Origin of the sequence: Leptolyngbya sp. Cla-17 (assembly GCF_016807185.1) — a bacterium.
GTDB lineage: Bacteria > Cyanobacteriota > Cyanobacteriia > Leptolyngbyales > Leptolyngbyaceae > ULC077BIN1.
In genome coordinates this window covers 385,305-407,838 of record NZ_JAEVYN010000003.1, presented here as the reverse complement: position 1 = coordinate 407,838, position 22,534 = coordinate 385,305, and the positions used below count along the sequence as shown (strand labels likewise).

Sequence of the window (22,534 nt, the reverse complement as noted above, 5' to 3'; positions counted from 1 at the left end):
TTTTTCACGTTATGCATCGCTCAGACAAGTTTGACATTGTTATGGAGCTAAACAGTATTAATCATCTCTTTAATGCTCCAGAAATGAATCCCTTCTCGAATAACGAACTGGAGGTTATGGGCGAATCTATTCTAACAAGATTGTTGCGTCAATTAGAGTCTCAGTCTCTAAACCGTAAAATGCGCCTAACCTTGCTATTGCCTGCTGAGCAAATCAAGCCAGATCTTGAACAGGAGATTCTGAAAGCCATGAATCAATACTGCCGCCTAAACATCAAAAACAACGAATGTAAGCTACAGCTACTGCGGCAATTTTGCTGGCGATCGTTGTTGAATGGCTTAACTTTTCTGACAGTATGTCTTTTGCTGTCTAACCTGTTTAATGCTCAATTTCTGTCGTTTATCCCTGAATTCATTCGCAGTGTTTTTAGAGAGGGATTTACGATCATTGGTTGGGTGGGGCTATGGCATCCCGTAGAGATGGTGCTCTACGACTGGATTCCCATTGTGCGTACAAATGCAATCTATAAATTCATTACAACGATACCGATTTATGTCTTTCCGAAAATCTAACGCATTGCCGCAATGCGTCTTCTAGTTCTCAAGTTTTTCCTTCTCTCATCAAACGAGGTAATTTATGTCTACTGCAACGATCGCTCCCTTCGATGCCCCCAACCGCAAGACGATCGCTCAAGGGCACCCAACCGATTGGCAATCGCCCCAACCGAAAGACCGATACGACTTAGTGGTGATTGGAGGTGGCCCTGCTGGTTTGACGGCTGCGGTGACAGCGATTCAGGCAGGTCACACCGTCGCGGTGGTTGAGCGAAACCTGATGGGTGGCACCTGCGTTAACTTTGGCTGTACCCCAAGCAAGTCCCTCATCCGAGCTGCCAGGGCAGTGTATCAAGCACGCGATGGCGAAAAATTTGGCTACACACTCGGTGCTGTGCCCCAAGTCAATTTTGCTTCAGTCATGACGCGAGTTCGGGAGATGCGAGCCTTCAGCGGCAGCTTTGATGCAGTGTCGGTTATGGCTGAGGCTGGGATTGACCTGTTTCTTGGCGATGCTCACTTTGTGAGTTCTGATGCGATCGCAGTCAAGGAACAGACGCTACGCTTTAAGAAAGCCGTCATTGCTTCAGGCAGCAAACCCGCAGTTCCCAATTTACCAGGGTTAGACACAGCGCATTATCTAACGAACGAAACCGTATTTGAGTTGTCTGAGCTTCCTCAACGGCTGGTCTGTATTGGGGCTGGTACCGTAAACTGCGAACTGGCTCAGGCATTTTGTCGGTTGGGCAGCGAGGTCGATTTGATTGGTAGTGGAGAACGCTTGCTATTAGCTGAGCCAGTCGAGGCATCAGAGGTGATAACCAGGCAGTTGCAAGCGGAAGGGGTGCGGCTGCACCTCAATACAAAGGCGACGAGGGTAGATGGTGAACAGCAGCGACTGACCCTGAGTAACGGGACGGAGTTAGCCTACGACGTACTCCTAATTGCTACTGGTAGAAAGGTCAACGTAGACGGAATGGGTTTAGAGGTAGCTGGGGTGAAGTTCAACGCCTCTGGAGTCGAAACCAATGACTATCTACAGACCACGAATCCAACTGTGTATGCGGCTGGTGATGTGGCGTTGCCAGAGAAGTATACCCATGCAGCGATCGCGACAGCAGGACTAGCGGTTGCCAATGCGATCGACGGAGCTGAAAAGCGGGTATCAGAACTGATCATCCCACGCTGCACCTACACCGATCCGGAGGTCGCTCATGTTGGACTCACTCCTCAAACAGGGGCAGAGCGCGAAATTGCTATCGATACCCATCGGTTAGAACTAGGGCAGGTTGAGCGGGCAATGATCGACGGGGAAGCAGATGGGTTCATTGCTCTATACACACAAAAGGGAATCATTGTTGGGGCGACTTTTGTTGCCGCCCATGCAGGTGAATCCCTACCTCTACTCACCTTGGCAGTCATGCAAAAGATGACACCGGCTGATTTAGCATCCGTGATCCACTGTTATCCAACTCAGGTCGAGGCAATTCAACGAGTTGCTGCCCTAGCTAGTCAAGCTGGTTGAGATCTAGTAGTGAAAGTGCTTTAAAGAAGATGGGTTTGTAGTAGCAGACACTATCAATTACGGAGGGCTTCTATCCAGTCTTATTCTGCTTAAATGTAAGTTTGTGTAGAAGCCCTCTATCCGTGTGCAGAATTGTACTGAGAGATGTCAATCAGTAACAGTTTTGTTGCTACGCGCATGAATTTACTAAGAGAGTGTTTGTAAATAAGCATTGCGAAAGTATTTACGAAATCCGGTTAAAAAGCGTACTAAAAAGTCAGAGTTGAGTGAGGTTAGGCATGGGAGCATTTAAAACCTACAGCAGTGATTTAACCGATGCCGAGTGGCACAGAATTGAGCCTTTGTTACCCACAGGAAAACCTGTAGGACGATTGCGGGAAGTAGATTTACGGCAGGTGTTAGATGCCATTTTCTACCGGGTTGAAAATGGAGTGAAGTGGCGCAACCTGCCGGCGGATTTTCCAGCATGGCAAACGGTGTATAGCTACTTTCGATTGTGGGTGCGTTTGGGGATATGGGAATCGATTAATCAGGCTTTAGTCCACCAGGTCCGACGCTCAGCAGGACGAGTAGGAGAACCCAGTTTGGGCATCATTGATAGCCAGTCAGTCAGATTGGGAGAAAAAGGGGGGAACACATTGGCGTAGATGGCTTCAAAAAGATCAAAGGGCGAAAACGAACGATTGTTGTCGATGTCTTAGGAATGGTGCTCAAGTGTCATGTGGGGGCTGCCAACCAAGCGGATGTCAAAGCAGCGCCTTGGGTACTGTTTGGGGTGATAGAAACCTACGAACGAATCGTGAAGATCCTGGCAGACCAAGGCTATCGAGGAGATCTAGAAATTGATTTGTCAGTGGTGTATGGCGTTGAGTTGGAGGTGGTTGAACATCCAGGAAAGGGCTTTTCAGTCCAGCCAAAGCGATGGGTTGTAGAACGGACTTGGGCATGGCTCGAAAATTGTCGAGGACTCACGCGAGACTATGAACGGTTGAGCGAGAATCATCAAGGGATGGTGTACATTGCCATGATTCGGTTGATGCTGCGACGACTAGACAATAATCGCAGACGGTGGAAACAAGAAACTGCTTAACACTGATTTACAAACGTCCTCTAAAGGGAGTGTGGTATGAACTCGATCGAGGGAGTCACTAAGATAATCGGTCTAATTATTGCTCCAGTTGTACTGGTCACAGCCTGTGTGTTGATTGTCAATGGATTGATTATTCAATATAACTCGATTGGCGATCGCATCCTCACTGTAAATCAGAAAATAATCAAACTTCGGAGTGTTCATATCAATGAAGATGACATCGAAACACAACATCTACCAGAACTTGAGGTTCTATTACTTGATCTGTTCAAACATCATCACTTCGTTCACGATGCCATCCTACTAATCTATTTATCCATTCTGATATTTATGTTGGATATGCTGGTGATCGCGATAGCAGTTACCACCAACATCAACTGGTTAGCACTGATGACACTCATTATCTTTCTAAGTGGCGTTGCTACTGCGTTTCTAGGAATAATTTTAATTTCTTACGAAACTAGTACATCCCACTATTCCATTCAGTTAGAGGTGCATCATAGTTGCCATCAGTGTCGTCGAAGTAGAAGATTCCTCCCCAACAGATACTAAGATAACCTCCAATTTTTGGAATAAACAAGTCTATTAAGTTTAACCTTAAGATAGCTATCTTTACTGGAAAAGTTGGTTTTGAGGATGCAAACTACTATTTAGTAAGCTCCATTAAATCACGCCTGTAAATAGCTACAGCAATCAATCAACCCAATCTGCTGTCTGGTTCTTCACTTTTACAACTCAAACTCTTCGATTGATGTCAATCAGTCAGCTTTTGAACCAGTCACGAGAGGATTCGCCAGTCATGATGTTGATGCTGCCTCTCAAGTTAACTTCAGTACTAGACAGCCAATAGTGTTGAAGCAATCTGATTTCAGCACAGAATCAGAAAAGAGCCTGAACATGAATCAGTACTGTCTAACTAATTGTCACTCTATTCCTCAAACATCAGGAGGAAAGGCTATGAACCAACTAAATATTCTGTCGAATTGTAATTGGGGTCTGAGGAGCAACGGAACGGTAAATGTATTTAAGGCTCCAGTTCTATTGCAGTCAGAGAAACCCTTAGCCAGCAGCCCTAACCACAAATGCCTTGATCCTAGGTTAAAAGCTATGCGTGACCTACAAACTGGATTGCATAAACCTGTTGCCAATTGATTGTCTAGTGCAATACGTTTATGCAACAGCCAAGGCCTATATTTCTGGTTAGATTCGGATCATTGCACAAACGTTCGTTTATGCAACGATGAGTCCCTCTAATTATGAGCGGTAGTAGCCGTTAGTTTATGGTACAGAGCGAAAGACTAAAAGGCTCTATTTGCAATGCTTTAGGGCACTATCAGATGAGATTTGAGAACGCTTAAGTGCATTTACCGTTCCACTGCTCCCCAAACCCCAAATTCAAATTCTGGTCATCGGTTGAAAGGCTTGTTTGGGAGGAGCGATCGCGAGCGTAAACAAAACCACCGGATACTGTTGGCGAACTCCGATTGGGATCACACTCCTCTGCTTGAGCTGTAAATTTCCGAATTCTTCTGCACTAAATTCTTCAACGCTATTTAGCACTTTGAGTCAAATTCCCTTAGCTCACCCTGACAAATAGGGTTCATCCCAATTCGTCTGTTGAATGGTCAGGAATTTCAAGCGTTGACTGAAAGGAAAAATACCGCCAAAAAGAGTGTACTCTATTTGTCATCCTCTTCCCGCCCCACCATGGCCCTCTCGATCGCGTGCTATCTTCGGGTCTCTTCTCGCACCCAGAAAACGGATAGACAGAAAGCCAAAATTGAGCAATGGCTAATTCGCCACGGGCACGAGCTAGCATCCGTGCAGTGGTTTGAAGATAAGGAATTTGGCAAAACGTTGAAGCGACCTGCATTTCATTAGATCTCAACTTCTGACCTTTGACACAATCTACTTTACAATCTCCCTTAGAAACTGAAAACAGTTCGTAAAGTCCCTGTGATAATCGTGCCGTTTTCATTTCGATTCCCCGCATTGGTAATCACCTGAATCAGCGGCGTAACTTGAATTCTGTCGTTGATTGGAAAGTTGTAAAACGCTTCAAAGTTCGTTTGAGTTACATTTCCCGCCGCCGCTTCAATAAAAGGTTGACCAACGCCAAATCCGGCAAGTGCGCCGCGTACAAATAAATCTTGCAGCACTACTCCAGCGCTCCAGTACTTCGGTTTAATGTCTCCTAATGTCGTGTTGGGATAGTTGGCACTGCCATACCGCCCAAACAGTCCCACGCGATCGCTCAGCGCGAGTTCAACATTTGCCCCAAAAACATCAAAGTCACTGCCAAATAACCTGCCGCTACTGTAAAGCAAACGAGCAGTAAACCATTGAATCGGGGTGTATTCCAACTCAATGATGCCCTGATAGGGGTCGCCAAACAAACCTCCCGTCGCCCCACCACCGCCAGTCGGAAATAGCCGAACGTCTTCTGCTCCGCCACCGCCGGTCAACCGTTGATTTTCGCCTAAATCCGCCGCCCCACTGGCAGCAACATAAACCGCCCGCAGCTTGAATGCGCCTTTGCCAGGGTTCCAATCCAATACTGCACCTGCACCCACCGGACGGGGTGCCAGAATAAAATTGTTGACGAGTGCCTGGGTTGAGAAGTCGCGAAAACTGGTGTTGGCGTAGCGATTTTTGTCAACAAACTCCAGGGCTGAGAGCAGAGAGCCGATCGTCACGTTGAGATCTTTAACAGGCGTGAATGTATAGTAGGCACGTCCCAGACTGATTTGCCCATCTGTCCCTGGCAACGAATAATCCAGCACACTGCCCAAATTGGGTTCTAAAAAACCAGCGGTGTTATCGGTGGCGCGATCGCTGCCCGTAACCAGCCGTACTTGCAAGAGATCGTTGCCCTGAAAGCTGGTGTTGAGATTGAAACTGGTGCGGTAAAGTACGGTTGCATTGGGATCCGATGCCGTAATCACGGCTCCTCTGGGCGCAATGATGCGATCGCTTCCAAAGCTGCCCTCGTTGGCAGCAATAATTACCTGTCCTGTTAGCCTGGTCGTTGTCGAGAATTGACTCCGCTCCAATGTTGCAGTGCGAATCTCCAAAGCATCGACACGACCACGTAAGGTTGCCAGTTCTGCGGCAAATTCCTCTTGCAGTTTTTGCAGGGTCAACCGATCGTCTTTAGTCACCAGATTGACTGTACTCGCTGCCAGTAATTCTGAAATCCGATTCAGGCAGGCGTTCACTCCTGCTGCAAATTCATACCGAGTCAAAGCGCGATCGCCTCGATAGCTACGGTCTGGATAACCAACGATGCAACCATAGCGTTCCACCAAAGCTTGCAGCGCACCAAACGCCCAATCCGTCGGTTGCACATCTGAAAATTGACTCACAGATGTCACTTGAGTCATGGGATTGGGTTGGTCTAGTATCGGTATGGTTGAGGCTGATTGAGCGATCGCGTCTCTGCTGCACGGAATACAGAGCGTCATCGCACCGATCAAATAAAGCCAGTTAAAATCACGTCGCCTCATACGGTCAAACTCCGTCATACTCTAAACCTTATAGGATTATTTCCTTGCATGAAAGTACAAAATGAACTCGCAGCTCACGCTGCTTTTGTGGAAATCAGCCTACAAATAGGGCGCTGTAGAGCCATGAGAGCCAATCCACAAACCAGCATTAGCCCTCCCGCTAAAGCGTAGGTTGTGCCTAAACCAACCGCTTGACTGACGGGCTGACTAACCAACGGTGAAAGAAATTGCCCTAGGAAAAAGAACATTGTCGAGCCTCCCAGCGCCCGTCCTCGAGCCGCATCGGAAACTTCAGAGGCAATCCACAGATTTAGATTGGGCATTAGCAACCCTAACCCTGACCCCGCGATCGCCAATCCAACCAGCACTAACGCATAATTATTCACCAGTCCGATGATGCTGTAGCCTGCGCCCATCAATCCAAACGCCAGCACCAGAACGCTAAAGAAGCCAAAATGCTGTTTGACTTTACCGTAGAAGAAGGACGACATGGCGCTGAATAGGGTTGCTAAGGCGATCGCCAGTCCACTTTGACTCGCGTTTGCGTTCGCTAATTCTTTCAGGTAAAACGGCAACTGCACCGGAATCAGGTAGAAGATAATTTGAGTCAGCAGCGCCACGCCGTAGAGAAACGCCAGTAGTTTGACCGGAAAACCGGAACCAGAACCGGGAGTATTCCCTTGAGTGGAAGGTGTCATTCGGTGCGGCTCGGAGATTGCCCAAATGATCAGTGGCAACAGCACCCAGGCAAACAAATAGATCAAAAACGGAGAGCGCCAGTTTTGATCCGCCAGAAATCCGCCGAGTGACAGAAAGACCACGCCTCCTAAACCCATAAAGGCAGCCTGCAAGCCGAGAAAGGCAGCGCGGGTTGCTCCAGTGTAATAATCTGCGATCAAGGTGGTGGCAGTGACCATAATGCCTGCGACGGCAAACCCCAGAAACGCTCGTCCAATCAAGATGTGGAATAACGAGTTGAGCACGTAGCCGGACGCGCCAGCCAACCCATACAGAGCAACCGCTGCTAGCAGAAGCGGTTTACGCCCAAAGCGATCGACCACTACTCCCGCAATCAGTGAGCCAAAGACGATAAATAGGGCTGGCAGGGTGAGTACCAGTCGAACCCAAAGAGCCGCATTGGGGACTTCTTTAAAGTGCTCTTGCATTGCAGGCAGGGAAGGCGCGATCGTCGCCCCCGCCATCACGGTCAGCGTACTCACGAGCAAGAGAGTCGCTTTGGTGGGAAATGAGTTGGAGTTTGGTTGGCTCATGGTGTTCTCTTGGTCGGTGATTGGACGTTGAGTTAAATTAAACAATGCCACCGTTAGCACGGATCGATTGACCTGTAATCCAATGAGCATCATCGGACATCAGCAAAGCAACCGCATTGGCAATATCGGTCGGCTGACCTAATCGTCCCATCGAAGTTTGGGCAATCATTTGATCGACTTGTGCTTGCTCCAGTACCAATCCATCGGTTTCGGTCGCGCCAGGAGAAAGCGTGTTTACAGTAATTCCCCGTGCGCCCAATTCCTTTGCCAGTCCCATACTGAACTGCTCAATCGCCTCCTTACAGCCTGCATACGCGCCAGCCGTAGGAATTGCCATTGTCGTTCCACTGGTCGAGATGCTAACAATACGACCCCCATCTGCGAGATGATGCGCGGCTTGCTGAAGCGTAAAGTAAACGCCGCGTGTGATGTCAAACATACTGTTGTATTCGTCTTCAGTCATTTCTGCGGTGGGTTTAAAGATGTTTCTCCCCGCTGCATTGTTGACTAAAATATCGACTTTGCCAAACTGCGTGATCGCCTCTTCAAACAGCGATCTCACCTCTTCTAGCTTTCGCACATCGACCTGAATTGCCGTTGCTTTTGATCCAGCAGAGGCGCTCGCCTGAACAACCTCTTCCGCCTTGTCTCGATCTCCAGCATAAGTGACCACTACTGACGCGCCATCGCGTCCTAATCTTTCAGCAATCCCACGACCGATGCCACGAGATGAACCTGTGACGATCGCAACTTTTCCTGATAGAGATGACATAGAACTAATTCCTCAAAGTGGAAAAAGTGGAGATGGAGTAAACACTTTCTAAGTTAGACTTATACTGATATTTTTGGAAGTACTTACTTTTTTGTCAGTATCCACAGATGGTGTAGAGGTGGTGTAGATGTCTGAACAAACGGTAGGCACAGAATTTGTGCAAACGACATTGAGAATCTTAGGGGGCAAATGGAAGATTTTGATTTTGTGGCATTTGAAAGATGAGGTAAAACGGTTTGGTGAACTGAAACGGCTGATGCCTGAAATTACGGAAAAAATGCTGATTCAGCAGTTGCGAGAACTGGAAAAAGATGCGATTGTACATCGAAATGTGTATCCAGATGTGCCTCCTAAAGTGGAATACTCATTCACCGCTTACGGCAGAAGTCTTGAACCTGTTTTACAAGTGCTTTGCAGTTGGGGAGAAGCGCATTTGAACCGAAACAATCAGTTTCCCTCTAAAGACGAAGTGCAATAAACTCGGTAAACTCACTTTCTAGAATCACTGTTGATGCTGAATCATTCATATAGGTGGCTTTTCGATCGCATGCATTTGGACAAGTAAATGAAAACGAAGCTACTCAGAGCGAACCCCACCCCCCAATGGGTACGAGTGATCGGAGGCTTTTCTGAGTTTCAATTTGCAGAACTTTGTCTACCGACGTTGGCAGAACTCAATGCAGCCGCTCCAGACACACCCGTTTTTGTCTTGAACCTCTACGATCGCGCACTGCTCAACCGGGCTGCTCTCCGAGCAATTGGCTATACCAAAGACACTCCTGATCCGCCTGGAGGCTTAATTGAACGCGATCGCGCCGGAAACCCTTTGGGTCTAATCGTTGCTAAACCCAGTCCTCTATCGCTCTTGGCAGCCCTTGCCCTGGCAGAACAGCTTTCCCCCGATGATGAAATCAACTCGACTCGGCAATTTATGCGAGAGCTAAATCGACTTGGCATCACCAGCGTCATTGATGCAGCAGGAGGCGGATTACGCTACCCCGATAACTACAACATCGTTGAGCAGTTAGCTGAAGCAGATCAGTTAACAGTTCGGATTGCTTACAACTTGGTCTCCCAAAATATTGGGCGTGAGCATGAAGATTTTGTTAACTATGTGAACACGCTTCAGATGGGGCAGGGCAACGATTTCTATCGCCTGAATGGTGCCGGAGAGAATCTTGGGGTAGTGAGCGGCATCAACTACTTTTGGAGATGAAGCAGACCTATAAAGTCTTTACACCGCGCTTTAGATTGATTGAATCCCTATTGGAGATGCTCCTATGATGAATGCGAAGATTGATTTATTGACTCCAATCCAGATGGGAGCTTTCACACTACCCAATCGGATGGTCATGGCACCGATGACACGCTTGCGAGCAGTTGGCTCAATTCCCACTCCTTTGATGGCAGACTATTATGCCCAGAGAGCTTCAGCCGGGTTAGTCATCACTGAATGCACCATGATTTCATCCTTGAGTAACGGCTATGTCAACTGTCCAGGCATTTACTCCCCAGAGCAAGTCACAGCATGGCAGCAAGTGACGGATGCGGTGCATCGCGAGGGTGGCAAAATCTTTTTGCAACTGTGGCATAGTGGGCGGGTCAGTCATCCCTCCCTGCTTAACGGTAAGTTGCCCATTGCACCAAGTGCGATCGCAGCGATCGGCACCCTGCATGGCCCCACTGGCAAAGTCACTTTAGATAAACCTCGCGCACTGGAAACTGATGAAATTCCTCAAATCATTGAGCAGTTTCGCCAAGGAGCCAAAAATGCGATGCAGGCAGGGTTTGATGGCGTTGAGCTACATGGTGCTTTTGGTTATTTGATTGACCAATTTCTGCAAGATGGCTCCAACCAGCGGACTGACCAATATGGCGGCTCAATTCAAAATCGCGCTCGATTTCTTCTGGAGATTGTAGAAGCAGTTTGTCAGGTTTGGGGGAATGATCGGGTCGGGATTAAACTATCGCCTAGCAATACGTTCTATGGGATACACGATTCAAATCCTTTGACAACCTTCAGCTATGCGATCGAACAACTCAATCAATTTAAGCTGGCGTATGTGCATTTGATGGAGCCGAGCGAAGACGATCTCAAGACCCGTGATGTGATCAATCCTGTGATTTCGACTTTTCGCCCCCTTTATTCAGGTCTAATCATCACAAACGGCGGATATGACAAATCTAAGGGAAACCGAATGCTAGAGACTGGCAAAGCAGATCTGGTTTCCTTCGGTAAGTTGTTCATCGCAAACCCCGATTTGCCAGAGCGATTTACTCTGAATAGTCCTTTGAACGACCTCAACTTTGCAACCATATACAGTAAAAGCGATCAAAATTTAGAGCAAGGGTATACGGATTACCCGTTCCTAAAATTGCAAGGGAATTAGCATGTGGTTTGATGGCTGGCGTTTCACTTCAGAGGCAAGTTCCTAAAATTGCAAGGGAATTAGCATGTGGTTTGATGGCTGGCGTTTCACTTCAGAGGCAACCAAATCCTATACTCGATCTATGTGGTGATCAGAGCATAATCGGGTCGAGGAGGGTGTTTCTCCCCCCCCCTCCCACACTACCCGTCAAGGTCAAGCGGCTCCTGCTGCTTTTTCACCTCCCACTTGTTGTACTTCACACCGTTTGGCATCTGGGGTCCGGAACGCATTGTGGGGGCGTGAGCAAATCTCGAATATCAGTTGCAGTTGTTGGGCGTTTTAGGGTCGCGTCAAGGCAAATTTCAAATCAGTACAGGAGATTAACCAATGGACGAACGGATTGATATTCTGACAACGCTTTATATCGCAGAGCAAACATTTGATTCTGGAGACTTGGAACAAAACATCCAGACCTGGAGCGATGAGGTGCTAATGTGAAACACCCTTTGGTTCTGCGGATAGCCTGGAGTCCTACAAGGCTTGGTTTAACGGGTTTTACGCACAAACCTCTGCTAATGGTGAAACGCGCCACTATGTTCACGATCCTATCGTTCATGTAAATGGAGATCGCGCCGAAATCATTGCCTATCTCTACATCATCAACGCTAGTACAGGTGGTTTTCTCGGCTTCGCAAGAATCCATGAAAAGTTGAAGAGAACAAGTGCTGGGTGGAAGTTTACCTACCGTAGCGTAGCGTCAGATCAAGACTTATCCAAACCGACTTCTTGAGAAGGTGCGTGACATTTACTGCACTGACGGCATAATAAGTCGCTACACCGGAACGTCGCAAACTGCTCGGCGAATGTTCAAGTGTACCTGCGTCCGGTGAGCTTGTCGTTGGGCTGCTGAGGGTTATATTTAAGGCTCAATAGGGATTCCGGGGAGGTATTTGAAGATAAGGGTTTGAAATGCTTACTAGTAAAGCTTTTCAGCGCCGGAGGTCAAAAGACGCTGGAACGGATCTGGTTCAGACTTTTCGGCTTTTCCCCATAGCTCATCTCCCTAGAACAGCTATTGAGCCATGTTTAATTACCGTATAATTCAAACATAATCTTAACCTCAAGATGAACATTGAAAACAACACGATTTTAATCACCGGCGGCGCAACAGGAATTGGATTTGCTCTTGCCAAACACTTCTTAGCAGCAAACAACAATGTGATAATTTGCGGAAGGCGCGCAGAGGCATTACTAGCGGCAAAACAGAAACTTCCCAAATTACAAATTCGCGTTGCCGACTTAAACAATGTTGACCAACGCAATAGTCTGGTTGAGTGGACGACCGGGAATTTTTCGAATCTAAACATTTTGGTTAATAATGCCGGAATAGAGCGTGAGTTCCGAGTAAAAGACTCAAGTCTCGCCGATGATTTTCTAAACGAGAACGAAATCGAAACAAATTTGACTGCGCCAATCCATCTGACGTTTTTATTATTGCCGCAGTTGCTGAAACAACGAGAGGCTGCGGTTGTCAACGTTTCGTCTGGACTTGGATTTGTGCCGATTGCGGTAATGCCCATTTATTGCGCGACGAAAGCCGCGATGCAATCTTTCAGCAAGTCGCTTCGTTATCAGCTTAAAGAAACGAGCGTTAAGGTTTTCGATGTCGCCCCGCCGCTGGTTGAAACCGAATTACACGAAAAAGTGGGAGCGAAAAGCAGCCAGCCAAAAGGAATTCTGCCCGAACAAGTTGCTAAAAAAACTTTGCAAGCCATCAGAAAAGACAATTATGAAATTGCCATCGGATTAGCCCGAGTTTTACGAATAGCATCTAAAATAGCTCCGAGCCAAATGTTCAAAATAATAAACCAAAATGCATCTGGGGAGTGAAACACCGCAATAACAAAACGCAGCCCAACTCTACATCATCAACGCTAGTAGGCCCAAAGGTAGCGAGGCTGCAACCAAGTGCCACTCGACCTCTAAAACGATTGCATAGCAAGCAGTTCAGCTAAAAATCTAAAATTTGCAACTTGCTCGTAAATGATAGATAGGTTTTTGATAAAATGCACGATAGAACTAGGGTTTCAGGCAATTTCCTCTGCAAAACTTGCCCGTAAATGACTATTTTCCGGGATGTTTTAGCCAAACCACGAAATTCTTTCTGTAATCCTTGTGCAATCTAGCTTCCAGACGTTACGTGGCACTTCGTTACAGCTTCGCTGACACTGTTGGCGAATTATTTCTTCATAGCTGAACTACCTATTCCGTCGTTACTCGACTTACAAAACCAATGACTTTCAGCTAAGGAACGACAGCAGTTCAGGTCTCTCAGTGCGTTAAGCAATGTTTCGCCAACAGTGTCTTCGCTATCTTTACCCCCTATTCGAGGTCGATGGTAAGCAGACAACCACAATCATGAGAAACGGGATTGATAGAAATCCGGCGTAGTTGATGAGAAGTCGAATACGCGAAAAGCCTCCACTTTTACATGCTCCGCTGCGATCGCCCGAGCGTCGGCCCACTCACCAGCATCACGATGAGTGCTGCCATCCAGTTCACGGCAGCTAAACACCACCACGCCCTAATATAGTCTGGGCCTGAGAACAGTTGAAAGACGTTGAATCCTGCGCCTCCCATGGTATTTGCTGCTGTGTGGTACACCATAGCGAGTAATGCGCTGCCATCAGTGTTGTAATACACCCAATTCGTCACAACGGCTGAAGCGATCGCGGTGATCAAGTAGGGTGCTGCAAGGGTGCGATCGCTTAAAGCAATCGGCACATGCCAACCAGCGATCAGCACTGCAAGGATGAGGGTGTTGGCAATTGGCGAACGCTCGGCGGGAAATTGGGGTAGGGAATATCCACGCCAGCCCGTTTCCTCTAACAGGGGAGCATCAAACAGGGCTAAGGGAAACAAGAAGAAGAAACTGTACCAAGGGCTGAGCTGAATCGTTGTAGACACAGCCGCGCCCATTAGGAGGTTAAGCGCTACTGCGGTCAGGGCGATCGCAATCGGAACGGTCAGCACCACGATGTACCACAGGAGTCCGACCCGCCAGTACAGACAACGACGCAAAAGCTCATTCAGTCCGGCTTTGCCAAGGGTAGCGCTCGCCACGATCAGTGCCGCGAACCATGGACCCCAAGGGAAAAGGAAAGGACCAGATAAAATCGCGTAGCTACCCCACGAGAAGCCGTAGGCCAAACCAAAAAAGGTGATGAGTGGGAAGCGCTTGACGAACGCAGCGATCAAGGTCATGGTTGTCTCATAATTGCAATCTAGTACGGGTAGATTCCCCACCGCTCTGCGACGAAGCGGACAAACTGCAATCTGATTCTGCCATTCTTGACCGTATGTTGGGATTCACAGCTTGGACAAGAAATCATCTCGCTTGACCTCAGAGAAAGGAAATATCCGCCATCATTTGATCCTTACTTGTTTAGGAATACCGTTAAAACAATTCGACTCATGGCAGGTCAGTCTCGGATTGTAGGCTAGGCACTTCAGGGAATAAAGACAGTGAACGCGAAGGATCAATCGCATTTATCGGGGGGAATTGACGCGACTGTGCGGCTAAATATTGCCCGGTCAACATAGGCGGAACCACTTTCATGGTGTGTGTTCGACTGTAATAACGATGGGTCTGTTCGCTATTACGGCGCTCCTGCAAGCTTTCATTCGCGATCTTTTTTCGGAGCTTTATAATTGCGTCCAGGATTGCTTCTGGTCGAGGTGGACATCCAGGTAAGTAAATATCAACGGGAATTAGTTTATCAACGCCTCGGACAGCCGTGGGAGAATCAACACTAAACATACCGCCTGTGATGGTACAGGCTCCCATCGCAATCACATATTTCGGTTCAGGCATTTGTTCGTATAGTCGAATCAGGGCTGGAGACATCTTCATCGTGATGGTTCCGGCTGTAATTAACAAATCTGCCTGACGCGGACTTGCCCGTGGGAACATCCCAAATCGTTCAATGTCGAACCGAGAGGCGATTAACGCTGCCAGTTCAATAAAGCAGCAGGCAGTTCCAAACAACAAAGGATATAAGCTCGACATCTTTGCCCAGTTGTAGAGATCATCAACAGTGGTGAGAATGATGTTCTCAGACAAGCTGTCTGTTACAGAAGGAGGTGAAACTGGGTTGATGATAGAAATTTCAGCGCTCAAATTAGCATTGGGTGTTGGCTCGGATAAACTCATAAAAGTTCCTCAATATGGAAAATTCAGGGCCACAGGCTCGCTTACGGCGACAAATAGTTGGTCAGCGATCGACTGATTCGACATCCCAGTTGCAAGATATTGGATTCGCGGCGATATGAGTGAGCGATCTCAAGACTAAGGGTAATGCTTGAGTTGAAAAAATTGCAATGTCCATAATCAACCCCTAAGTTATTGATGCTTCTAACCGATTGCTCAGCACTGGGCTATAGAGTGCAAGCGCACTAATTCAGTAAACCGATTTTCTTACCGTTATCATGAGCCAGATGAATTAGATGTTGACGGTGTTTGATGTCGATACCGCAGTGATCGCATACCTGAGTCATTGGGCAGCAAAGCGATTAGAACGAGTTAGTTGGCTGCACAAAGCGAGCGTTAGCGCGAACCAAGCAATTATCGGCAGTTCGCAGCCAGGGAGCACCGTTAAAGGTGGTCATGGCCAGCCCGGAGCGATCACGAAATGCAGTGATCGGATCGCCCGCGTTGTAGGTGCGACGAATGGCCCCATTGGGTGTGGCGCGACAGTTGAGAAAGCCCTCAGCCGACACGACTCTCCACCCGCGCCAAGTGCTAGATTGAGTGCCACCATTCCACTGATCGACGCTTGCAGGTGTAAAGTCTCCACGCGCATCGGGACGGGGCAAGGCAGCCACTAAATTGAGCGTGACAGTCTGACCGATGACGGGACAAGCTTTGCCGCCTGTCACGTTCCAAGTGGCTGAGAATCTTTGCCCAGGGCGATTGTCAGTCATGTCGATCGTGCCTGTACAAACCTGTTCCGCTCCGGAACCAGTACGAAAATCTCGAAACGTGCCTCGATAGCGTGAGACACCACTCTCAGGCACCGGAACACCAGACACATTCGCTGACCCAATCCAATCTTTGCCTTGAATTCGGCTCACGTATTCCACGCTCGGTTGCGAGCGACTTGAATCAAGCACGAAGCGAGTTTGTCCGGTTGTCGTAGTGTAAACAGCAGCTGAGGCAGCAGCCGGAAAGGCAAATGATAGTGCGCTGAGCGCCAGAAGATGACGGTATTGCATGGTTCAGTCCTGTAGCTTTGTCTTTTCAAAGTTCATTAGTTCTAGAGAGACTACGCTTGTGTTGCGTGTTATAGCTACAGACAACAGTGTTAGGACACAGCATCTTTCAGGACCGACTCCATTGCTTGCCGTAAAGAACTAAAGCTAGACAAGCTGTTGCGAATACGACTTTTCAGCCAAGCCCAACACTTTTCAATCCGATTGAAATCTGGAGAATAAGCGGGTAAATATAACAACCGACACCCTACCGACTCCACCAATTGAGCAACCCGTCCCCCATGATGAAACGTGGCATTGTCGAGAATCAAAACCTTCCCAGGCTTAAGCGTTGGCAGCAAACACGTTTCTAGCCAGATTTCAAACACGACTCGATTACAAGAGCCGTTCACGGTAAAAGCAGCACTCAGTTGGTGCTCACAGTAAGCCGCAATCATATTGATTCGTTGACCCCGTCGCCCTGACTTGAGTGCTTCAAATCGCACACCGGGTTCACACCAACCATATCCATAATCCTCTCGCTCATCCATTCCCGATTCATCGATGTACACCCGGTCGGATAAAGACACTTTGGCGAGCTGCTCTAGGAACTCTGCTCGTTTGTGCTCATCGCGTTCAAGGTAGCCATAGGTCTTTTTTTTCGACTCAAGCCCAGTTTGTGTAACGCCCTGGAAATTGTGCGAACACTGAGTTGGTCTTGCCACAACTCGACCATTTGCGCTTGGGTCTTGCCCCCATGCTGCTTGGCAAATTTGGCAAACTTGTCCCAATCGGTGATTTTGCTGCTGGTTCGATGGGGACGAGTTGTTTTGGCTTGGTAGTCTCCAGTTTCCTTCTGTCGCTTCAGCCATAGATTAATCGTGTTGCGACTGAGTTGAAACACTTGGGCGGCTTCACTCTGCTTCATGCCGTCTAATTGGATGGCATTGATCACCTTTTGTCGCAAGTCGTAACTGTACGCTTTTGCCATAGATGCACTCACCCTCCTATAGCTGGGGATACCTCTCAGTCTATGTCCTATTGGTCCTGGCAATAGCTATAACAAGATTGATTGCGAGAGCTATCCCTTTACCCTGATACTGGACAATCAAACTCAAATTCACACCAGAGCAGTCGTCATCGCTTCGGGTGCGCGCTACCGCTGAGGGATGAGAAGGTTTTGAAGTCAATTTTGGCTCACGCTAGATGATTGCCCTCAGAGTTAAACTCAATGAGATTGAGCGAGAAACGCTTGATATTGATCTGGGGTATCCAAATCGATCGCGCCTTTTGGAAAATCGATGGTGTAAGTTTCGTTGAGATGTTGTTGAATAATTTGTCTTGCTCCAGTATCTGAATTGAGCCGCAAGAGTTCGGAAAAATAGCGATCGCTCAATAAAGCTGGAACCCCAATGGTTTCTAAATAGGTCGTTGCTACAATCTGATAGTTTGTGGACTGGTAAGCTACCACTAGCTGATCGATCAGGGCTGTCGAAACGAAGGGTTGGTCACAAACTAAAATTAACATTGCTTTCAAGGTGGGTTTCTGTTCTAATAACGCGGCTAGACCTGTACTAATCGAGGTTCCCATGCCCGATTGCCAATGCTGATTCTCAATAATTTGCAGCGGTAAATCTTCAATTTCAGGGCGGATTTGATGTGGAGATGCGCCTAGCACTGCAATCACCGGATCGCATAGTGACGCGATGCTAATTTCTGCGAGATGCCGAAGCAAGCTACGTCCTTGAATGGGCAGTAACTGCTTGGGCGTTCCCATTCTCCTCGAAGCTCCTGCCGCGAGGAGGAGTAATCCGATCTGGGTAGGTTTCATGAATGGATGCATTGCGATATTTGAGAGAGTTGCCTGAACGACCGCTCAAGACGGCTTGGATTTCTGCCACAATCGCCAGCGCGATCGCGGCGGGTATTTCCGCTCCAATATCCAGTCCAACTGGAGCGTAGAGTTTTGATAGTTGCACCTCGGTGTAGATTGTTTCTTGTTGCAGTTCCTGTAGCAGTCGTTTTGTTCGCTGTTTTGATCCGAGTAAACCGATGTAGTGAATAGAAGCCGGGAGTAATACTCTGAGAGTTTCCAGATCGTCGTAGTAGTTGTGGGTTACGATCACGGCAACTGCTCCGGTTGGGATGGCGAGACGATCGAGCGTGTCTCGTCGGGTGAGAATCACTTGATCGCTGCTAGCAAATCGCTGGTAACTCAGTGGATTGGCGCGACAGTCTATAACTGTTACATGCCAGCCTAAAGTTTTGGCAAACTCAGCGATGGGCATGGCATCCTGACCGGCACCAAAAATCAACAGGGGGATGGGTGGTTGAATGAATTCGAGCAAGACTTGAACTCGTCGGGTTGCAAGCTCATATTGCCTCACCACAGACTGTTGATGTTGTAGAACTGATTGAGCATCGGGGATGATTGCATCGATTAAATCTGGCTCAGTTTTACCCAACACGCTAATTGAATCTGATGTCAGCGTCAGACAAGCCCCTAACTGAGTGGCACTGCCTTCAACTTGAATGATGCTGACTAAGACTCCAGGAACGCGATCGCGCCAACACTGAGCTAGAAAGGTAAGCGAATCGTGAGGCGGATTTAATGGTTCAACCAGGACCTGCACAGTGCCAGTGCAACCGAGTCCAAATCCCCATAGAATATCTTCGGTAGCAGTATGGTCGTAAGTAACAATCTTGGGTCGATTGTCTTGCATGAGCTGAGTGTGTTCAAAAAGATCGCGTTCTAGACAGCCACCACTCACCAAGCCAACGGTTTCGCCATCGTCAGTGATAAATAGGCGCGCACCAGGACGACGATAGGTTGATCCTTGAGTGCCGACTACTGTTGCGAGAAACGCCGCTTTGCCTTGACGTTGGCTTTGCTCAAAAGCATTGAGAATTGATTGAATTTCACTGCTCATTTCAGATTAATTTGTCTAATGTGATTGGCAGATCTCGAATACGTTTTCCGGTAGCGTGATAGACCGCATTGGCGATCGCCGCCGCCACACCGACAATTCCAATTTCACCTACTCCTTTAGCGCCAATCGAGTTGATGTATGGGTCATTTTCTTCCACAAAATAAGCTTCGATCGCGGGGATATCTGCATTCACGGGGACGTGGTACTCGCCCAGATTAGGATTGACGATGTGCCCAGAGCGTGAATCGGTAATCGTCTCTTCCATTAACGCCATGCCAATGCCCATTGTGATTCCACCAATCATTTGAGAACGTGCGGTTTTCAGATTCATGATTTGCCCTGCACCAAAAGCTCCCACAAAACGGCTGACCCGAATTTGACCCAGATCGGGATCGACGAGCACCTGGGCAAAGTGTGCGCCAAATGAGTGCATTGAATGCTTCTTATCTTTCGAGTCAAACTTGGCATCGAAGCTGGCTTCCACCACCTTCAAATTATTGCGTTTGAGAATAGATTCATAGGTTTCGCTTTTGGCGCGATCGCTCTTAACAAACAACTGTCCGTTTTCAGCAACAACTTCTGTATCTGGAATGTTGTACAGCGGCGATCTGCTATCTTGACGGGCTATTTCTAATACCTTCGCACGGATTGCTTGCGTTGCTCCTGCTACCGCAGTCCCGACTGAAGAGATGGTTGCCGAACCGCCGGAAACTGGCGCACGCGGCAGTTCAGTATCACCCAGTTCAAATCGCACTCGCCCGATCGTAATGCCCAGTGCATCGGCAATTATGGGTGCTAAGGCTGTTGCCGTGCCTGTCCCCATCTCGTGCGTACCGCTTTGGACAACCACGCGACCATCTTGCATAATTTTGGCGACGGCACTAGCAGGAAAATGAATTACGGGGTACGTTGCATTAGCCATGCCCATGCCCACCAGATACCGACCATCGCGCATCGATCTCGGTTCGGGGTTTCGCCGCGACCAGCCAAACTTCTCAGCACCCAGTTGATAACATTCCTTGAGTGACTTACTCGACCACGGCAAGTTTGTATCAGGATCGGTGTCTGCGTGGTTTCGCAAGCGCAACTCGATCGGGTCTAGTTTTAACTGATAAGCAAGTTCGTCAAAGGCAGATTCGAGTGCATAAACTCCAGAAGCTTCACCTGGGGCGCGCATAAACGTGGGTTGCCCTTTGTTTAGTCGAACGACTCGCTGAGAAAGCCGCATATTCGGGCAGGCATACATCATGGGAGTCGCTCTTGTGAACGGTTCGACAAACTCACCAATTGCTTCTTCACAAGTATCAGAAATACCGGTGTGAGCTAAAGCAGTCAGCTTGCCGTCTAAAGCAGCAGCCAGAATCACTTGTTGCTCTGTCTGCGCCCTGTACCCCGTACCTGTAAACATTTCCGGGCGCGTCAACACTAGCTTGACCGGACGACGCACATAACGAGCGGCTAGGACAGCTAGAGGGACATGCGACCACATCGTCCCTTTACAACCGAAGGCACCGCCGATGAATTTGCAGATAACGCGCACGTTTGCTTCGGGGATGCCAAACGCTGCCGCTAGAGTTTTGCGCGTGCCGAAGTTGTTCTGTGTGGCATCGTAAACTGTGAGGCGATCGCCTTCCCAAACGGCGGTTGTGGCGTGCGGCTCCATTGGGTTGTGGTGTTCGGTGGGTGTGGTGTAAGTTTCGTCAACCCGCACCTGTGCCTGTGCCAACCCTTGCTCAAGATTACCGCGCAGCGTATCTGCTGGTTTTTGCCCTACTTTGCCTTTCGGTATGACTGCTTGGTTTCGCAGCCGCTCCATCTCGATTAGTGGAGGTTGTTGTGCATACTCAACCCGCACTAATTCGGCGGCGTGGGTGGCGCGCTCAAAGGTATCGGCAACAACCACACCAATGTATTGACCTGCGTGATAAATATTGTTGTCGCTTAAGGGAGTACGGTTCTCTGCTGCACTTCCTCCGGCTGTAAAAGTTGGCAGGGCTTTGAGTTTGGGGGCATTAGCATGGGTGAGAATAGCAAGAACTCCCGGTGCTTTTTCTGCTGCACTTGTATCAATCGTTTTAATTGATCCACGGGCGATTTTACTGTCAATTAGGACTGCATAGGCAAGATTCTGTTGCGGATATTCAGCCGAGTATTGCGCCATTCCCGTCACTTTCTGGCGACCATCAACCCGATCCATCGGTTTGCCTGTCACTGCATTGATTGACCGATTTGCTTGATTCATACCGCTGTCCCTTCTGTTGCTATAGTTAGCGAGCGCACAATTGACCGTTTTGCGAGTTCCACTTTAAAGGCGTTGTCTTTGTAACCTTTTGCTCCCCTTAAAGTTGCATCTGCCGCCGCCTGGAAGGTTTGCTCATTCGGCTTCGCACCAATCAGAATTTTTTCGGCTTCGACCGATCGCCAAGGTTTATGTGCGACACCGCCCAATGCCATCCGCGCATTCTGAATCGTGCCGTTATTGATCTCTAGGGCAGAAGCCACCGAAACCACCGCAAACGCATAGGATGTTCGATCTCTGACTTTGAGATAATGCGATCGCTCAGCAAACGGTGAATTGGGCAAATCAACCGCCGTAATCAACTCGCCCGGTTGGAGTGCCGTATCGATCTGTGGCGTATCTCCTGGTAAGCGATGAAACTCCGAAAATGGAATCGAGCGATCGCCGTTTGCTCCCGATACTTGTACAACAGCATCAAGTGCTGCTAATGCCACACACATATCGGAAGGATGAGTCGCGATACATTGGTCACTCGTACCCAGAATTGCATGAATGCGGTTGTATCCTTCAATGGCGGCGCACCCAGAACCTGGTTGACGCTTATTACAAGGCATGGACATATCGGAGAAGTAGTAGCAGCGAGTTCTTTGCAGCAAATTGCCACCGACCGATGCCATGTTTCTTAGTTGTGGCGATGCTCCCGCAAGCAAAGCTTGTGATAGCAGCGGATAGCGGGTGCGAATCAACGGATGGTTGGCAGTATCACTGTTTTTTGCTAACGCCCCAATTCGCACCCCGTTAGATGTGGTTTCAATTTGCGACAGTTTTATTCGAGTGATATCAACAAGACGATCAGGCTGTTCTATGCCTTCCTTCATCAAATCGAGGAGGTTCGTACCACCAGCGATAAATTTCGTTTGGTTGCTAGTTGCTGCTTGGATAGCTGTACTGGGTTCGGTAACCCGTAGATAAGCGAATGGCTTCATATAGGGAAGGGGAATAGAGAGCTAAGAACCAAATTTTTTTAT

20 protein-coding genes and 2 pseudogenes are annotated in these 22,534 nt (G+C 48.3%); 11 read left to right on the top strand and 11 right to left on the bottom strand.

Annotated elements, in window-relative coordinates; genetic code table 11:
• Nucleotides 1-11: 11 nt before the first annotated feature.
• The 6 genes from JOY44_RS26570 to JOY44_RS26545 all read left to right on the top strand — a co-directional run bounded on the left by JOY44_RS26570 (nt 12) and on the right by JOY44_RS26545 (nt 5,050).
• Nucleotides 12-572: a hypothetical protein gene (locus tag JOY44_RS26570; protein ID WP_171576555.1), complete on the top strand. Its 561-nt coding sequence runs from the start codon at nt 12-14 to the stop codon at nt 570-572.
• Nucleotides 573-636: 64 nt separating this feature from the next.
• A complete protein-coding gene (locus JOY44_RS26565) occupies nt 637-2,079 on the top strand; it encodes an FAD-dependent oxidoreductase (RefSeq protein WP_171576554.1) in 1,443 nt (480 codons plus the stop codon).
• A 278-nt stretch (nt 2,080-2,357) separates the two neighbouring features.
• Nucleotides 2,358-2,726: an IS5 family transposase gene (locus JOY44_RS26560; RefSeq protein ID WP_171576553.1), complete on the top strand. Its 369-nt coding sequence runs from the start codon at nt 2,358-2,360 to the stop codon at nt 2,724-2,726.
• Entirely contained in the window at nt 2,693-3,169 is a 477-nt protein-coding gene (locus tag JOY44_RS26555; protein WP_307822071.1) for a transposase, read from the top strand. The genes JOY44_RS26560 and JOY44_RS26555 overlap by 34 nt, the downstream gene beginning before the upstream one ends.
• Before the next feature lie 36 nt (nt 3,170-3,205).
• Nucleotides 3,206-3,721, top strand: a complete 516-nt coding sequence (locus JOY44_RS26550; protein WP_171576552.1) for a DUF2721 domain-containing protein — start codon at nt 3,206-3,208, stop codon at nt 3,719-3,721.
• A gap of 1,065 nt (nt 3,722-4,786) precedes the next feature.
• Entirely contained in the window at nt 4,787-5,050 is a 264-nt protein-coding gene (locus JOY44_RS26545) for a recombinase family protein (protein WP_171576550.1), read from the top strand.
• 44 nt (nt 5,051-5,094) lie between these two features.
• Here JOY44_RS26545 and JOY44_RS26540 read toward each other — a convergent pair whose 3' ends face one another.
• From JOY44_RS26540 to JOY44_RS26530, 3 genes are all read right to left on the bottom strand, one after another.
• A complete protein-coding gene (locus JOY44_RS26540; RefSeq protein ID WP_242541890.1) occupies nt 5,095-6,675 on the bottom strand; it encodes an iron uptake porin in 1,581 nt (526 codons plus the stop codon).
• Between the two features lie 74 nt (nt 6,676-6,749).
• Nucleotides 6,750-7,946, bottom strand: a complete 1,197-nt coding sequence (locus JOY44_RS26535) for an MFS transporter (protein WP_171576549.1) — start codon at nt 7,944-7,946, stop codon at nt 6,750-6,752.
• 37 nt (nt 7,947-7,983) lie between these two features.
• Complete coding sequence (locus JOY44_RS26530; protein WP_171576548.1) at nt 7,984-8,718, bottom strand: SDR family oxidoreductase; 735 nt, start codon at nt 8,716-8,718, stop codon at nt 7,984-7,986.
• A 127-nt stretch (nt 8,719-8,845) separates the two neighbouring features.
• Here JOY44_RS26530 and JOY44_RS26525 point away from each other — a divergent pair, with 127 nt between their 5' ends.
• The 5 genes and pseudogenes from JOY44_RS26525 (at nt 8,846) to JOY44_RS26505 (ending at nt 12,977) form a co-directional block, all read left to right on the top strand.
• Complete coding sequence (locus JOY44_RS26525; protein ID WP_171576547.1) at nt 8,846-9,196, top strand: winged helix-turn-helix transcriptional regulator; 351 nt, start codon at nt 8,846-8,848, stop codon at nt 9,194-9,196.
• Between the two features lie 105 nt (nt 9,197-9,301).
• Nucleotides 9,302-9,898: pseudogene (locus tag JOY44_RS26520) on the top strand (amidohydrolase family protein); the annotation flags it as partial.
• A 103-nt stretch (nt 9,899-10,001) separates the two neighbouring features.
• Entirely contained in the window at nt 10,002-11,108 is a 1,107-nt protein-coding gene (locus JOY44_RS26515) for an alkene reductase (RefSeq protein WP_171576609.1), read from the top strand.
• Between the two features lie 502 nt (nt 11,109-11,610).
• Nucleotides 11,611-11,877 (top strand): nuclear transport factor 2 family protein, encoded by a 267-nt coding sequence (locus JOY44_RS33110; protein ID WP_171576608.1) that lies wholly within the window; start codon nt 11,611-11,613, stop codon nt 11,875-11,877.
• Nucleotides 11,878-12,212: 335 nt separating this feature from the next.
• Nucleotides 12,213-12,977 carry an SDR family oxidoreductase gene (locus JOY44_RS26505; RefSeq protein ID WP_171576545.1) on the top strand — a complete coding sequence of 255 codons (765 nt, stop codon included), beginning with the start codon at nt 12,213-12,215 and terminating at the stop codon, nt 12,975-12,977.
• 597 nt (nt 12,978-13,574) lie between these two features.
• Here JOY44_RS26505 and JOY44_RS26500 read toward each other — a convergent pair.
• The 8 genes and pseudogenes from JOY44_RS26500 to JOY44_RS26465 form a co-directional block, all read right to left on the bottom strand.
• On the bottom strand, nt 13,575-14,351 hold the full coding sequence (locus JOY44_RS26500) for a CPBP family intramembrane glutamic endopeptidase (protein ID WP_203032190.1): 777 nt from the start codon (nt 14,349-14,351) through the stop codon (nt 13,575-13,577).
• A gap of 289 nt (nt 14,352-14,640) precedes the next feature.
• Nucleotides 14,641-15,300 (bottom strand): annotated as a pseudogene (gene nuoB, locus JOY44_RS26495) (NADH-quinone oxidoreductase subunit NuoB); the annotation flags it as partial.
• 359 nt (nt 15,301-15,659) lie between these two features.
• The gene (locus JOY44_RS26490; protein ID WP_171576542.1) at nt 15,660-16,361 is read right to left on the bottom strand and encodes a hypothetical protein; all 702 of its coding nucleotides are present in this window, start codon (nt 16,359-16,361) and stop codon (nt 15,660-15,662) included.
• A gap of 89 nt (nt 16,362-16,450) precedes the next feature.
• Nucleotides 16,451-17,328 (bottom strand): IS630 family transposase gene (locus tag JOY44_RS26485; protein ID WP_242541884.1). Its coding sequence is split into 2 segments (ribosomal slippage): nt 16,451-16,996 and nt 16,999-17,328, totalling 876 coding nucleotides; the frame shifts between segments, so codons are not numbered across the junction.
• 237 nt (nt 17,329-17,565) lie between these two features.
• A complete protein-coding gene (locus tag JOY44_RS26480) occupies nt 17,566-18,114 on the bottom strand; it encodes an NTP transferase domain-containing protein (protein ID WP_242541889.1) in 549 nt (182 codons plus the stop codon).
• A complete protein-coding gene (locus JOY44_RS26475) occupies nt 18,074-19,267 on the bottom strand; it encodes an XdhC family protein (protein ID WP_171576540.1) in 1,194 nt (397 codons plus the stop codon). Before JOY44_RS26475 ends, JOY44_RS26480 begins: the two co-directional genes overlap by 41 nt.
• Nucleotide 19,268: 1 nt before the next feature.
• Entirely contained in the window at nt 19,269-21,509 is a 2,241-nt protein-coding gene (locus tag JOY44_RS26470; protein WP_171576539.1) for a xanthine dehydrogenase family protein molybdopterin-binding subunit, read from the bottom strand.
• Complete coding sequence (locus JOY44_RS26465) at nt 21,506-22,492, bottom strand: FAD binding domain-containing protein (RefSeq protein WP_171576538.1); 987 nt, start codon at nt 22,490-22,492, stop codon at nt 21,506-21,508. Before JOY44_RS26465 ends, JOY44_RS26470 begins: the two co-directional genes overlap by 4 nt.
• Between the last annotated feature and the right edge of the window lie 42 nt (nt 22,493-22,534).

What these genes read in the sequence shown, in the direction of transcription:
- JOY44_RS26465 (WP_171576538.1), bottom strand. Translation starts at nt 22,492, where the DNA reads ATGAAGCCATTCGCTTATCTACGGGTTACCGAACCCAGTACAGCTATC.
- JOY44_RS26500 (WP_203032190.1), bottom strand. Translation starts at nt 14,351, where the DNA reads ATGACCTTGATCGCTGCGTTCGTCAAGCGCTTCCCACTCATCACCTTT.
- JOY44_RS26490 (WP_171576542.1), bottom strand. Translation starts at nt 16,361, where the DNA reads ATGCAATACCGTCATCTTCTGGCGCTCAGCGCACTATCATTTGCCTTT.
- JOY44_RS26570 (WP_171576555.1), top strand. Translation starts at nt 12, where the DNA reads ATGCATCGCTCAGACAAGTTTGACATTGTTATGGAGCTAAACAGTATT.
- JOY44_RS26515 (WP_171576609.1), top strand. Translation starts at nt 10,002, where the DNA reads ATGAATGCGAAGATTGATTTATTGACTCCAATCCAGATGGGAGCTTTC.
- JOY44_RS26565 (WP_171576554.1), top strand. Translation starts at nt 637, where the DNA reads ATGTCTACTGCAACGATCGCTCCCTTCGATGCCCCCAACCGCAAGACG.
- JOY44_RS26475 (WP_171576540.1), bottom strand. Translation starts at nt 19,267, where the DNA reads ATGAGCAGTGAAATTCAATCAATTCTCAATGCTTTTGAGCAAAGCCAA.
- JOY44_RS26540 (WP_242541890.1), bottom strand. Translation starts at nt 6,675, where the DNA reads ATGAGGCGACGTGATTTTAACTGGCTTTATTTGATCGGTGCGATGACG.
- JOY44_RS26535 (WP_171576549.1), bottom strand. Translation starts at nt 7,946, where the DNA reads ATGAGCCAACCAAACTCCAACTCATTTCCCACCAAAGCGACTCTCTTG.
- JOY44_RS26560 (WP_171576553.1), top strand. Translation starts at nt 2,358, where the DNA reads ATGGGAGCATTTAAAACCTACAGCAGTGATTTAACCGATGCCGAGTGG.
- JOY44_RS26505 (WP_171576545.1), top strand. Translation starts at nt 12,213, where the DNA reads ATGAACATTGAAAACAACACGATTTTAATCACCGGCGGCGCAACAGGA.
- JOY44_RS26550 (WP_171576552.1), top strand. Translation starts at nt 3,206, where the DNA reads ATGAACTCGATCGAGGGAGTCACTAAGATAATCGGTCTAATTATTGCT.
- JOY44_RS26525 (WP_171576547.1), top strand. Translation starts at nt 8,846, where the DNA reads ATGTCTGAACAAACGGTAGGCACAGAATTTGTGCAAACGACATTGAGA.
- JOY44_RS26530 (WP_171576548.1), bottom strand. Translation starts at nt 8,718, where the DNA reads ATGTCATCTCTATCAGGAAAAGTTGCGATCGTCACAGGTTCATCTCGT.
- JOY44_RS26470 (WP_171576539.1), bottom strand. Translation starts at nt 21,509, where the DNA reads ATGAATCAAGCAAATCGGTCAATCAATGCAGTGACAGGCAAACCGATG.
- JOY44_RS26480 (WP_242541889.1), bottom strand. Translation starts at nt 18,114, where the DNA reads ATGGGAACGCCCAAGCAGTTACTGCCCATTCAAGGACGTAGCTTGCTT.